Below are 12,621 nucleotides of genomic sequence, written 5' to 3'. Positions count from 1 at the left end.
GCGACCACACAGTGCATTGGGCTACCGCCCACCAGCGCCCGAAGCCATCATCCCGATGGACCAAAGGCCGATCATGCACTAACTTTCAAATTGGACCACTCATGTGGGGCTGCTCAGTATCGTTCAGTCAGATGGAAATCGGAGGCATTCCCTTCGTCTCCGCCGTTTAAGGTTCATGAAGCGCCCAAGACGTCAAAATGACCTTAGACTACAATACTACTCTGGTCTCGACTATGAGCGCCACAGATCGCCTTGCAAGCGCGTGACAGCGAATCTCAAGTACTCCCTCACAGGACCGACGTTAATTAGCTGATGGCTACGCTAGGGTGTCAAATCACGCGAACGCCCTAAGAGCAAATCAGCTTCAACTGCCTACTATTTGCCTATTAACGCCAAGTGCCCCAGAGCCATCTTTCGCAAGATGCCTCATAAATCTTTGATATACTGGGGATTTTTGGCTCCGGCGGTAGGGATCGAACCTACGACCAATTGATTAACAGTCAACTGCTCTACCGCTGAGCTACGCCGGAACTTCGGGCCGTATAGCAAGGTGGATTTTCCGCGTCCAGTGGGTCTGGCAGAAAAAATGTAACTATCGTGACACTAGATCGAGAATTTGGCTGAAGCGGTCAGAGGGCCATCGGGTTTGGCGATGTTTTTCTCAACAAGATCAATGAGGTGCGCAAGAGTGTTGCGCTCGGCGGCGGGAAGAAGGACGGGGTTGAGATCGGTGTAGATTTCCTTGGCCAAGCCCTGTGCGTTGGCGGGGCGCTTGGTGAGGGCCTGTAGAATCTGCGCCTCGCGCCCGCGCCTATGGGCGAGCAATTCAGCACAGCGGGCGGCGGGGGCGTTTACGGGGTTGCCATGGCCTGCATAGAAGATGCGCGGGTCCATTTCCTGCAGAGCGGCCACCGATGCCATAAAGGCCGTCATGTCGCCATCAGGGGGGGAGACCAGCGAGGTCGACCAATCCATCACCAGATCGCCCGAGAAAACTGCACCTTCCCAGATAAAGCTCAAATGGTTGGCCATATGCCCTGGAGTGGCGCGGGTTTCGATCTGCCATTCACTGCTTTCGATGCGGCTGCCCTCGCCTATCTGGGTATCGGGGATGAACTCCAGATCAACGCCTTCGCCGCCGCCCAATTGCCCCTCATCGGCCAGCGCCTGCATGAGGGGGGAGCGGCCCCAATCACTGGGTCCTGCCGCCAACACGGGTGCGCCTGTGCGCTGTGACAGCGGGGCTGCCAGTGGGGAGTGGTCGAGATGAGAATGGGTCACAAGGATATGGGTGATCCGCCCGTCCGCAGGAATGGCGTTCATGATTGCCTCCAAATGCGCGGGGATGGCGGGGCCGGGATCAATCACCGCGATCTCGCTTTGGCCGATCAGGTAGGTATTGGTGCCATGCAGTGTCATCGGCGAGGGGTTGGGGGCCAGCACCTGTTGTAGCCCTGCCTCAAGCATGCGGGTTGTCATCTGCTCTTCCCTCCTGCGGCCTGCACGGTTTAGATGGGCCATGGTATTTGCTTGGATCAAAAGAGGGTTGCCGCGGGGTCTGTATGGACGGGCCGCCCTTATTCTGATCGTGCCGATTGTTACCATCCAGCTTGTCGTCTCGGGCGCCTTCCTGCAACGCCATTTCGAAGATGTCACCGAACAGATGACCACGGGCCTTGCGGTGGAGCTGCGCTTTGTGGTGGCCGAGCTTGAAGCAGGCGGGATGACGGCGGGCCGTGTGGTGGCCGTGCCTTTGGGCATCACCTTGCGCGAGGGCACGGCGCAGCCCTTTGACGGGCCTGCCATCACCGATAGGCTGTTCTATGATTTCTCGGGGCGGATCGTGATCTCCACCCTGATGCGTTATCTCGACGGGATTGTTTGGATCGATCTCAAGACCAATGACCGTATCGTGGTGCTCAACCTTATGCTGGAGGATGGCGTTTCGGTTGATGTGGAGTTTTCGCGCCGCCGTGTCTCGGCCTCGAACCCGCATCAATTGCTGGTTTTGATGGTCTTCACAGGCATCCTGATGACGGGTGTCGCCTATCTTTTCCTGCGCAATCAATTGCGCCCGATCCGCCGTCTGGCCCGCGCGGCCGAGGATTTCGGCAAAGGGCGGGGCCGTGATTATCAACCCTCAGGCGCACTTGAGGTGCGCAGTGCGGGGCGGGCCTTTCTCGATATGCGCAGCCGGATCGAGCAGCAGATCGAGCAGCGCACGATGATGCTGTCGGGCGTCAGCCATGATTTGCGTACGCCCCTGACCCGTATGAAGCTGGGGCTGAGTTTCATGGAGGAGAGCGAGGAGGTCGACGGCCTGCGCCGCGATGTCGAGGAGATGGAGGAGCTTTTGACAGGCTTCCTTGATTTCGCGCGCTCTGATGCTTTGGACGACCCCGAAGAGGTGGATGTCGCGGCTCTGGTTGAACAGGTTGTGGCCGATAGCCAGCGCGGCGGGGGCAATGTTAGCCTTGTGGGGGCCGAGACGCGCCCCATGGTCGAGCTGCGCCCGCAGGCCTTGCGCCGCGCGCTGAGCAATCTTTTATCAAACGCGTTGCGCTATGGCGATCAGGCGCGCGTGTCTTTCACCGTGATGGAGCGCGCCATCCGCCTGACCGTTGAGGATAACGGGCCAGGCATCGCGCCTGAGGATCGCTCGGATGCGCTCAGGCCCTTCGTGCGGCTTGATGAGGCGCGCAACCAGAATAAGGGCTCGGGCGTGGGGCTGGGGCTGGCGATTGCCTCGGATATTGCGCGGCGTCATGGCGGCACATTGCGCCTGTCCGAGAGCGCTGATCTGGCGGGCTTGCGTGTGGATGTGGTCTTGCCGCGCTAAAGGGCGCTTGCCTGCGCGCGCAAGCGGGGCAGGGATGGCGAGTTTGAAAATGGTAGGCCCGGCAGGACTTGAACCCGCAACCAAAGCGTTATGAGCGCTCTGCTCTAACCAATTGAGCTACAGGCCCGCCATGCGCGTTTGACTATCACAAGGGCACGGCGGGTCAAGCGCAAGCCGATGCCATAAAACCGCGCTATGGGCGCAAGCCTGCCATGGACTATGGCGCATTGCGCTGATAGCAGAACGCGCAAAGACAAAAGCCTTGGGGACGTGATGCTATGACACACGGCAAGAACAGCCTGACCTATGCCAGCGCAGGTGTTGATATTGATGCGGGCAATGCCTTGATCGACAGGATCAAACCAGCCGCAGCGGCCACCAAACGCGCAGGCGTGATGTCGGGGCTTGGCGGCTTTGGCGGCTTGTTCGACCTTAAGGGCGCGGGCTATTCCGACCCTATTCTGGTCTCGGCCACTGATGGCGTTGGCACCAAGCTGCGCATCGCAATCGATACGGGCAATTACGACACGGTCGGTATTGATCTGGTCGCGATGTGCGTCAATGATCTGGTCTGCCAAGGTGCCGAGCCTTTGTTTTTCCTTGATTATTTCGCCACGGGCAAGCTCGATCTGGATGCGGCCACCACCATCATCAACGGCATCGCCAAGGGCTGTGAGGCCTCGGGCTGTGCCTTGATCGGCGGCGAGACGGCGGAAATGCCGGGCATGTATCATGACGGTGATTTCGACCTTGCAGGATTTGCCGTGGGCGCAATGGAGCGCGGCGCGGATTTGCCCGCAGGTGTCGCTGAGGGGGATGTTCTCTTGGGGCTTGCCTCCAACGGGGTGCATTCCAATGGCTATTCGCTGGTGCGCAAGATTGTCGAGCTGTCGGGCCTTGGCTGGGATGCGGCCTCTCCCTTTGGGGAGGGCACCCTTGGCGAGGCTTTGCTGGCCCCCACACGGCTTTACGTGACCCAAGTGCTCAGCGCCATTCGCGCAGGCGGTGTGCATGGGCTTGCCCATATCACAGGGGGCGGTTTGACCGAGAACCTGCCCCGCGTTTTGCCCGAAGGGCTTGGCGCACAGGTTGATCTGACCGCTTGGTCCTTGCCGCCCGTTTTCGCATGGCTGGCCGAGCAGGGCGGGATTTCCCAAGCCGAAATGCTCAAGACCTTTAATTCGGGCATTGGCATGGTTGTGGTTGTAGCCGCCGATCAGGCCGAGGCGATCACGGGCTTGCTGCAATCCGAGGGCGAGACTGTGTATCAGCTTGGCCATCTGATTGAGGGCGAGGGCGTCGCCTATACAGGTGCACTTGCGTGAGCAAACGGGTTGCGATCCTGATTTCGGGCGGCGGCTCCAATATGGTGGCCTTGGCGCGCTCGATGACGGGCGACCACCCTGCGCGTCCTTGTGTGGTTCTGGCCAATAGTGCGGATGCAGGCGGGCTGGCGCGCGCGGCCGAGATGGGCATCGCCACCGAGGCTGTGGATCACCGCCCCTTTAAAGGCGACCGCGCAGGGTTTGAGGCGCAATTGATCGAAACGCTTGAGCGTCATTCCCCCGATATCATCTGCCTTGCGGGCTTCATGCGCGTGCTGACCGAGCATTTTGTCAGCCATTACGAGGGCCGTATGCTCAATATCCACCCCTCGCTTTTGCCGAAATATCCGGGCCTTCACACCCATGCCCGCGCGCTTGAGGCGGGCGATTCTGAACATGGCTGCACCGTTCATGAGGTCACGCCCGTGCTGGATCAGGGCCCGCTTTTGGGGCAGGCGCGTGTCTCGGTGCAGGCAGGGGATACGCCTGAGACATTGGCCGCCCGTGTGCTGGCGCAGGAACATCTGCTCTATCCCGCCGTGCTGCGCCGTTTTGCAAGTGGCGCGCGCGCCCCTGTCTACCTGAACGCAACAGATTAGGGCAGGGCTTGGCTGGGGCTTTCCTTTCGGCCCCCACTCGCCTATCACCGCTGCTCAAACTGTTCCAAAATGCTGTGGCTTGCGATTGACCCAGATTATCACCACGACCGAGGCGCTCGCCGCCTTTTGTGCCCGCGCCGCGACCGTGCCCTATGTCACTGTCGATACCGAGTTTCTGCGCGAACGCACTTATTTCGCGCAGCTTTGCCTCGTGCAATTGGCCCTTCCTGGAAAAGATGACACAGACGCCGTTCTGGTTGATCCCTTGGCCGAGGGCATGTCGCTTGCGCCGCTTTATGATCTGTTCCGCAATGAGGCGGTGGTCAAAGTCTTTCATGCCGCGCGCCAAGATCTCGAGATTTTCTATGTCGAGGGCGATGTCGTGCCCAAGCCGCTTTTTGACACCCAAGTGGCTGCGATGGTCTGCGGCTTCGGCGATCAGGTGGGCTATGAGACTTTGGTGCGTAAAATCGCCAAATCCAGCCTCGATAAATCCTCGCGCTTTACCGATTGGTCGCGCAGGCCGCTCTCGGATGCGCAAAAAACCTATGCTGTGGGTGATGTGACCCATCTGCGCCAGATTTACGAATTCCTTGCCAAGCAATTGGAAAAAACCAATCGCACCGCTTGGGTTGAAGAAGAATTGGGTCAATTGACCGATCCCTCGAATTACGTGGTCGAGCCTGCGCAGGCATGGCGGCGGTTGAAGGTGCGCTCCACCGCAGGGAAATTCCTTGCCGTGCTCAAGGAGCTGGCAGCTTTCCGTGAATCTTATGCGCAGGAGCGCAATGTGCCGCGCAACCGTGTGCTCAAGGATGACGCCTTGATGGAGGTGGCCTCGACCAAGCCGAAATCTGTGGGGGATTTGGGCAAGTCGCGTCTTTTGCAGCGCGAAGCGCGCAAAGGCGAATTGGCTGATGGTTTGCTGGCTGCGGTCAAGCGCGGGCTGGAGATGCCCGTCTCGCAATATCCAAGCCTGCCCGAAGGGCCCGACCGGTCGGCTCTGAACCCCGCATTGGCGGATTTGCTGCGGGTTTTGCTCAAAGCCAAGACAGAAGAGTATGGCGTGGCGCAAAAGCTGATCGCTTCGGCCTCGGATCTTGATGATATCGCCTCAGGCCATCTGGACGGGCTGTGGTCCCGCGGTTGGCGTGGCGAGGTCTTTGGCAAGGATGCCTTGCGTCTGGTCGATGGCAAGGTCGGCTTGGCCGTCAAAGGCGCCAGCGTTCAACTGGTTGATATCTAAGTAAAACGCGTGCGGCTTTAGCGGCGGATGGAGCGGCGGTTGTTCTGGCCCTGCACCACGATTGTGCGGATGCCATCCAGATCCTGTGTGCTCATGTAACGCCCTGCAAGAACCTCACGGCTGCGCTGCGTGCCCGCTGGCGTTGGGGTGAGCGGCGGGAAGATGCGAAATTCCATCGTCAAAGTGCCGCCCTCGCGGCTCGTTTCGACCAGATCGGCCTCCCAATAGCCTTGGGTGGGTGGCAATCCGATGGCGTTGATGATCGCGCCGCCGGGCAGGGCATCGGCTTGCAGGCTTAGCACTTCGCCTGCCAGTTGACGGTTATCGAGAACCTCGACCACCTCTTCAACGCTCACCCGTTCTTCGCGATCGCCTCCGAACCAGTTGAAAGGGTTCAATCGTGTGGCACAGCCCGCAAGGCTGATGGCAACAACACTTAGAATAACGATACGTGCGATCATTTCGGATAGCCCCTCCACAGGTCAGTGACCATTGCCTAGCGCATCCCGATGATGTTGAAAAGCGCCACTGGACCTTCGCGGCCCCGCGGCCTAGGTCTAAGCGCAGAAATTGCAGCAGGAAAGATGGCAGGCCATGGCCACCGAAGCCTTTGAAGACATCGCCGAGACCTTTGACTTCCTTGATGATTGGGAAGATCGCTACCGCCATGTGATTGAATTGGGCAAAGCCATGCCCCCTCTGGAGGAGGCCTTTCGCGTGCCTGCCACCAAGGTGGACGGATGTGCAAGCCAAGTCTGGATTTTGCCCGAGATTGACGGGCAGGGGCCGCAGGCGCAATTCCGCTTTCGCGGCGAAAGCGATGCGATGATCGTGCGCGGGCTGATCGCCGTGTTGTACGCGCTTTATTCCGATCAATCGGTCTCGGATGTGCTGAAGGTGGATGCGGGGGCGGAACTGGCGCGTCTGGGGTTGGACGAGCATCTTTCGGCGCAACGCTCAAACGGGGTGCGCGCAATGGTCGAGCGTATCCGCAAGTTGGCGGCTGAGGCCTCCGCGGCTTAAAGCCCGCGCAGGGCCGTTTCCAGATCGCCATAGCCCGTAAATCGGCGCTCAAAGTCTAAGTTTAAAAATGCCGCACAAGCCTTTGCTTTTTCTGTTAATTCAGGGTCGTCTACCTGTGCCTGATAGACAAGTTTCTCGTAATTTCCGAAATACATATCGCGCAGTTCGGGATGGCGGTCGAGGCCAAGGGGTTTGGTCACGAAAGCATCGAATTGCCGCACGAGGAAATCGGTGAGGTAAAAGGCCGTGACCTCGCCCAATTCGGCAAAGGCGGTATTGCCTTCAAAGAAGCTGTAGCAATGTGGGCCTTCCAGCATCTGCACGCCAAGCTCGGCGCATTTGGCCTGCAACAGCCCGCCCGTTCCGCAATCGGCATAGAGCACAAAAACCTGATCATAGGCGGCGCGATGCGCCTGCACAGCATCGGCCACGGCCTGTGGGATCTTGTCGGGTGTGTTGTGGAGTATGGCGGGCAGGCACTGCAGATCAAGATGCGACCAGCCGTTGGCCTGCGTCAGGGCCAGCACCTCGCGCGCCAAGGCTCCGCAGGCCAGCAGCAGGATGCGGCCGGTTCCCTTTGCCTCAAGCCCGCTTTGGGTAAGGGTTTTATCTTCTGGATATTCTGTCATTTTCGCAGCGCCAGACGCAGCAGAAGTGCTGGCAGTACCAGCGCGCTCAATATGCCGATCTCGCTGGCAAAGCCCAATTGCGGCCCGAACCAGAGCGCAACCGTCACGCTGGTGCCCGCGACCAGAAGGACAGCGGCAATCAGGAATATGAATTGGCGTGGTGGCATCTGTTTCTCCCGTTTCTGCCCTTGATGTGGGGGCGGGAGCGAGGGATTGCGAGACTGGCCCGCCTGAATTCGCGGGCCAGTGTCAAAAGGTTCAGGCTTGGGCTGCCATCTGGTTGTGTTTGCGCGCCATGAACTCCTTGGCGGTTTCCACAGCGACAGCGGCGTCACGGCAATAGGAGTCAGCGCCGATCGCGCGGCCGAATTCCTCGTTCAGGGGCGCGCCGCCGACCAGCACGATGTAATCGTCGCGAATGCCCTTCTCGACCATCGTGTCGATCACGACCTTCATATAGGGCATGGTCGTTGTCAGCAGGGCCGACATCCCGAGGATATCCGCGCCTTCTTTGTCCAAAGCCTCAAGATAGCTTTCGACAGGGTTGTTGATGCCCAGATCGACAATCTCGAAGCCCGCGCCCTCCATCATCATGGAGACGAGGTTCTTGCCGATATCGTGGATATCGCCCTTGACGGTGCCGATCACCATTTTGCCCACGCGCGGGGCGCCCGTTTCCACCAGAAGCGGCTTCAGGATGGCCATGCCGCCCTTCATCGCATTGGCGGCCATCAGCACTTCGGGCACAAAGAGGATACCATCGCGGAAATCATTGCCCACAATGGTCATGCCGCCAACCAGCGCCTTAGTCAGGATGTCATAGGGCGTCCAGCTGCGTTCCAGCAGGATATTGACCGATTCCTCGATCTCTTCCTTCAGACCATCATAGAGGTCGTCGAACATCTGTTGGACAAGTTCATCATCGGGCAAGTCCGACAGGATGATATCGTCATTGTCATCTGACATGGTCTGCGTCTCCTAAAGGCCCGAGGCCTGCGCTCTCTATTGGACCGATTACCTAACCTTATGCGCCACAAGGGGGCGTTAATTTGCGACATAGCCTCGGTCTGTGGCGACCTGATGGCGAATTTTGCAGCCGTTTTCGCGGCTTAATCCCTACGACGGCGATTGGCGCGGGCGCGTGTGGGGCCTGCACCATCCGTGCCGTCGGAGCCCGAGGAGAAGCCACCAAGCACGTCGGCGATTTCCTCAAGGCTTGGCGCATCGCCGCGCGGGGTCTCTTCCAACGCTTTGCGCATCGCACTGAGATGGTGGGTTTGCGTGCCGCAGCACCCGCCAATGATCGTGGCACCTGCATCGCGGGCCATAACAGCATAGCGCGCCATCAATTCGGGCGTGCCGTCATAGTGGATATGGCCATCAACATATTTCGGGATGCCCGCATTGCCCTTGGCGATGATCGGGCGGGGATTACCCGAGGCGCGGAAGCCCAAGACCGTGCGCATCAGGTCCGAGGCCCCGACACCGCAATTCGCGCCATAGGCCATTGGCTTGTTTTCGAGCTTTTCGACCATTTCCGACATCGCCTGGGAGGTCATGCCCATCATCGTGCGGCCTGCTGTGTCAAAGCTCATTGTGCCGACCCATGGCATATCGGCCAGTTTTGCGGCCTCGGCGGCGGCCATATATTCTTCAGGGGCCGAGATCGTCTCGACCCAGAGCACATCCGCGCCGCCCTGTTTGAGGCCCTCGGCCTGTTCATGGAACATCTCGACGGCGGCGGCATGGGTGAGGGGGCCCATAGGCTCCATGATCTCGCCAGTCGGCCCGACCGAGCCTGCAACGATCACTTTGCGACCTGCCTTATCGGCGACCTCGCGGCCGATCTCGGCGGCTTTGCGGTTCAACTCGATGCAACGATCCTGCGCGTCATGCAGCTTCAAGCGCGCGCGCGTGCCGCCAAAGGAATTGGTCAGGAAGATATCGGAGCCTGCATCCACAGCACCTTGGTACAGGGCCGCGATCCGGTCGGGATGTTCGTCATTCCAAATCTCGGGCGAGTCGCCCGATTGCAGCCCCATATTGAACAGGGTCGTTCCCGTCGCGCCATCGGCCATCAGCCAGTCGCGGGTTTTGAGAAGCTCGGAGAGTGCATTTGTCATGAGATATCTTTCTGTGCTTGCAAGCGCCGCCCGTTTGGCCCGTTCCTCATCATGAGGCAACCCGCAAACTTCACATGATGATTATGAATTTTCCTGCAGCCCAGATGGCCGCGCGCCCCGCAAGGGATTTGCGGGGCGCGCGCTGCCATGTGGGGCAGGCTGCCGTTCAGTCCTCGCTGAGCAATTGTGCTTTGGCCAGCGCCATCAGCTCTGCGTATTTGGCGCGCAGTTTTTCCTCGGGCACTCTGTCGCCCAGATCGGCCAGCAATTTGCGCATCACATCTTCATGGCCCGCTTCCTCGAAATCTGCGCGGATCACCTCTTTGGCATAGGCCTCGGCCTCGTCGCCCGATTTGCCCAGAATTTCGGCCACCCAAAGCCCGATCAATTTATTGCCTCGGGCCTCGGCCTTGAATTTCATGTCCTCATCATGGGCGTATTTCGCCTCGAATGCGTTTTCACGATCGTCAAAGGTGCTCATGGTCTGCCTTTCTGTTTTGGCCAGATATGCCCTGTTAGATAGGTACGGGCAGGGGGGCTTCGCAAGCGGCATGCGGCATCCATCTTGCGAGGCGCAGCAGTTTGGCCTATAGCGCCGAGCAAGGATGGGGCGCTTTTCTTGCCGTCCCCACAGCAAGTTTCACTGGAGACATCATGGCACGGCGTACCAAGGTCTATGAAGGCAAGGCCAAAATCCTCTATGAGGGTCCCGAACCCGGTACTCTGGTTCAATATTTCAAGGATGATGCCACCGCGTTCAATGCCGAGAAAAAGGCAACGATCGATGGCAAAGGTGCGCTGAACAACCGTTTGTCCGAGTTTTTTATGACAGGTTTGGGCGGGATCGGTGTGCCGACCCATTTCATCAAACGCCTCAATATGCGCGAGCAATTGATCCGCGCGGTCGAGATCATTCCTCTGGAGGTTGTCGTGCGCAATGTTGCGGCGGGCTCGATCTCGAAGCGATTGGGCATTGAGGAGGGCACCGCCCTGCCGCGTCCGATTGTCGAATTTTACTATAAAGACGATGCGCTTGGCGATCCGATTGTCTCGGAAGAGCATATCATCGCTTTCGGGTGGGCCTTGCAGCAGGATATTGACGATATGGTCAGCCTTGCCCTGCGGGTGAATGATTTCATGTCGGGTTTGATGCTGGGTGTCGGGATCAAACTGGTCGATTTCAAGATCGAGATCGGGCGTGTCTTTGATGGGGATTTCATGCGGCTGATCGTGGCCGATGAGATCAGCCCCGATAGCTGCCGCCTGTGGGATATCGAGACGGGCCAGAAGCTCGACAAGGATGTGTTCCGCCGTGATCTGGGCGATCTGGCGGATGCCTATACGGAAGTGGCGCGGCGCCTTGGTGTGATGCCTGCGCAGGGCTCGGGCGTGACCAAGCCCACATTGATCAACTAAGAAGAGCGTGCGGGGAAAGGGATTTCCCGTACGGATTTTCGTATTTTTGGAAAGATGAAGGGTGGGGCGATGCGCGCAACCGTGACTGTGATGCTGAAACAAGGTGTATTGGACCCGCAGGGCGAGGCGGTGCGTCACGCGCTTGGGAGCCTCGGGTTTGAGGGTGTGAATGGCGTGCGCCAAGGCAAGGTGATCGAGTTGGATCTGGCCGAGGGCACCACTGAGGCGCAGATCGGTGAGATGTGTGAAAAGCTGCTCGCCAATACCGTGATCGAGAGCTACGAGATCGCGCTGTCGTAAGCTGCGCGCATGATTGCTTGACGGCTGGCCCAGTTTGGCGTCCCCTTCGGGGATGTGACGGCTTGGGAGGGGCAGCGGATGCGGGCGGCGGTTTTACGTGAATATAATCAGGATTTGTCTATCGAGGATGTGGCTGATCCTGACTGCCCCGAGGATGGGGTTGTTCTGAAAGTGATGGCTTGCGGGGTGTGCCGCTCGGATTGGCATGGCTGGACGGGTGAGCATCCACGCGTTTTGCTGGGGCAGATCGGCGGCCATGAATATTGCGGCGAGGTGGTCGAAGCGGGGCCGCGCGCGACCTATAAGACGGGCGATCTGGTTGTTGCCCCCTTTATTCTGGCCTGCGGGCGATGCCCATCCTGCCAAGCGGGCAATCAAAATACCTGCCCTGACCAGCGGCTCCCCGGTTTTGTGGAACCTGGTGCCTTTGCGGAATATGTCGCCGTGCCCTTCGATCATAATCTGGCGCGCCTGCCCGAGAGCCTTTCGCCCACGGTGGCGGCGGGGCTGGGGTGCCGTGTGACCACCAGTTGGCATGCGCTGACAGGGCGTGCGGCGGTGCAGGCGGGGGAATGGGTGGCTGTGCATGGCACGGGCGGCATCGGTTTGTCGGCGGCGCTTTTGGCCAAGGCGCTTGGGGCCTATGTGGTGGTGGTCGATATCGTGCAAGAAAAGATCGATCATGCGATATCCTTGGGGATTGATGCAGGGGTCAATGCAGCCGATGGCGGCGCGGCCGAGCATATCCGCGAAATCACGCGCGGCGGCGCGCATGTCAGCATCGAGGCTTTGGGGATCCCTCAAACCGTGAATGCATCAATCGAGTGTCTGCGGCCTTTGGGGCGGCATGTGCAGGTGGGCATGCCGATCGGGCATACCGCGCGCATGGAGATCAATATGAATGCCGTTTATATGGGCAATCTTTCACTTTTTGGCACGCGTGGCATGCCAAGTTGGCGCTATCCCAGTCTTCTTGGCTTGATCGAGAGCGGCGCTGTCGATATGTCGCCGCTTATCGCGCGCGAGATTGCGTTGTCGCAGACCGGAGCAGAGCTTGCCGCTTTCAACGGGCCGACACCGCCGGGCGTGGCCGTGATAACCGATTTCCTGACCTAGCCGGA

The 12,621-nt window shown here is 59.3% G+C and carries 15 protein-coding genes and 2 tRNA genes; 8 read left to right on the top strand and 9 right to left on the bottom strand.

Annotation, left to right across the window (positions count from 1 at the left end; all coding sequences use genetic code 11):
- Nucleotides 1-455 precede the first annotated feature (455 nt).
- Both ACTYEO_RS11240 and ACTYEO_RS11235 read right to left on the bottom strand, forming a co-directional pair.
- A tRNA-Asn gene (locus ACTYEO_RS11240) sits at nt 456-530 on the bottom strand.
- A gap of 73 nt (nt 531-603) precedes the next feature.
- The gene (locus ACTYEO_RS11235) at nt 604-1,479 is read right to left on the bottom strand and encodes an MBL fold metallo-hydrolase (protein WP_449323830.1); all 876 of its coding nucleotides are present in this window, start codon (nt 1,477-1,479) and stop codon (nt 604-606) included.
- 40 nt (nt 1,480-1,519) lie between these two features.
- On the opposite strand from ACTYEO_RS11235, the gene ACTYEO_RS11230 reads away from it, so the two are divergent.
- Nucleotides 1,520-2,839 carry an ATP-binding protein gene (locus ACTYEO_RS11230; RefSeq protein WP_449323829.1) on the top strand — a complete coding sequence of 440 codons (1,320 nt, stop codon included), beginning with the start codon at nt 1,520-1,522 and terminating at the stop codon, nt 2,837-2,839.
- Nucleotides 2,840-2,889: 50 nt separating this feature from the next.
- On the opposite strand, the gene ACTYEO_RS11225 is transcribed toward ACTYEO_RS11230, so the two are convergent.
- Nucleotides 2,890-2,966 (bottom strand) — tRNA-Ile (locus tag ACTYEO_RS11225).
- A 151-nt stretch (nt 2,967-3,117) separates the two neighbouring features.
- Between ACTYEO_RS11225 and purM the strand changes: the two genes are divergently transcribed.
- The 3 genes from purM to rnd all read left to right on the top strand — a co-directional run bounded on the left by purM (nt 3,118) and on the right by rnd (nt 6,009).
- Nucleotides 3,118-4,164: a phosphoribosylformylglycinamidine cyclo-ligase gene (purM, locus tag ACTYEO_RS11220; protein WP_449323828.1), complete on the top strand. Its 1,047-nt coding sequence runs from the start codon at nt 3,118-3,120 to the stop codon at nt 4,162-4,164.
- Nucleotides 4,161-4,763: a phosphoribosylglycinamide formyltransferase gene (gene purN / locus ACTYEO_RS11215; RefSeq protein ID WP_449323827.1), complete on the top strand. Its 603-nt coding sequence runs from the start codon at nt 4,161-4,163 to the stop codon at nt 4,761-4,763. Before purM ends, purN begins: the two co-directional genes overlap by 4 nt.
- An 85-nt stretch (nt 4,764-4,848) precedes the next feature.
- A complete protein-coding gene (rnd, locus tag ACTYEO_RS11210) occupies nt 4,849-6,009 on the top strand; it encodes a ribonuclease D (RefSeq protein ID WP_449323826.1) in 1,161 nt (386 codons plus the stop codon).
- A 17-nt stretch (nt 6,010-6,026) separates the two neighbouring features.
- Here rnd and ACTYEO_RS11205 read toward each other — a convergent pair whose 3' ends face one another.
- Nucleotides 6,027-6,470, bottom strand: a complete 444-nt coding sequence (locus tag ACTYEO_RS11205; protein ID WP_449323825.1) for a hypothetical protein — start codon at nt 6,468-6,470, stop codon at nt 6,027-6,029.
- A gap of 133 nt (nt 6,471-6,603) precedes the next feature.
- Between ACTYEO_RS11205 and ACTYEO_RS11200 the strand changes: the two genes are divergently transcribed.
- Entirely contained in the window at nt 6,604-7,032 is a 429-nt protein-coding gene (locus ACTYEO_RS11200) for a SufE family protein (protein ID WP_449323824.1), read from the top strand.
- On the opposite strand, the gene ACTYEO_RS11195 is transcribed toward ACTYEO_RS11200, so the two are convergent.
- The 5 genes from ACTYEO_RS11195 to ACTYEO_RS11175 form a co-directional block, all read right to left on the bottom strand.
- Nucleotides 7,029-7,661 carry a DUF1638 domain-containing protein gene (locus tag ACTYEO_RS11195; protein WP_449323823.1) on the bottom strand — a complete coding sequence of 211 codons (633 nt, stop codon included), beginning with the start codon at nt 7,659-7,661 and terminating at the stop codon, nt 7,029-7,031. The genes ACTYEO_RS11200 and ACTYEO_RS11195 overlap by 4 nt on opposite strands.
- A complete protein-coding gene (locus ACTYEO_RS11190; protein WP_449323822.1) occupies nt 7,658-7,828 on the bottom strand; it encodes a hypothetical protein in 171 nt (56 codons plus the stop codon). The genes ACTYEO_RS11195 and ACTYEO_RS11190 overlap by 4 nt, the downstream gene beginning before the upstream one ends.
- 91 nt (nt 7,829-7,919) lie before the next feature.
- Nucleotides 7,920-8,627, bottom strand: coding sequence for a corrinoid protein (locus tag ACTYEO_RS11185; RefSeq protein WP_449323821.1), 708 nt, complete (start codon nt 8,625-8,627; stop codon nt 7,920-7,922).
- Between the two features lie 143 nt (nt 8,628-8,770).
- Entirely contained in the window at nt 8,771-9,784 is a 1,014-nt protein-coding gene (gene bmt / locus ACTYEO_RS11180; protein ID WP_449323820.1) for a betaine--homocysteine S-methyltransferase, read from the bottom strand.
- A gap of 166 nt (nt 9,785-9,950) precedes the next feature.
- Nucleotides 9,951-10,265: a DUF1476 domain-containing protein gene (locus ACTYEO_RS11175; protein ID WP_449323819.1), complete on the bottom strand. Its 315-nt coding sequence runs from the start codon at nt 10,263-10,265 to the stop codon at nt 9,951-9,953.
- Nucleotides 10,266-10,438: 173 nt separating this feature from the next.
- Between ACTYEO_RS11175 and purC the strand changes: the two genes are divergently transcribed.
- The 3 genes from purC (at nt 10,439) to ACTYEO_RS11160 (ending at nt 12,616) form a co-directional block, all read left to right on the top strand.
- On the top strand, nt 10,439-11,200 hold the full coding sequence (gene purC, locus ACTYEO_RS11170) for a phosphoribosylaminoimidazolesuccinocarboxamide synthase (protein WP_449323818.1): 762 nt from the start codon (nt 10,439-10,441) through the stop codon (nt 11,198-11,200).
- 69 nt (nt 11,201-11,269) lie between these two features.
- On the top strand, nt 11,270-11,500 hold the full coding sequence (purS, locus tag ACTYEO_RS11165) for a phosphoribosylformylglycinamidine synthase subunit PurS (protein ID WP_449323817.1): 231 nt from the start codon (nt 11,270-11,272) through the stop codon (nt 11,498-11,500).
- Nucleotides 11,501-11,578: 78 nt separating this feature from the next.
- The gene (locus ACTYEO_RS11160; RefSeq protein WP_449323816.1) at nt 11,579-12,616 is read left to right on the top strand and encodes a zinc-binding dehydrogenase; all 1,038 of its coding nucleotides are present in this window, start codon (nt 11,579-11,581) and stop codon (nt 12,614-12,616) included.
- Nucleotides 12,617-12,621 lie beyond the last annotated feature (5 nt).

Source organism: Rhodophyticola sp. SM2404 (assembly GCF_053570515.1).
This window is presented reverse-complemented; position numbering and strand designations above follow the sequence as displayed.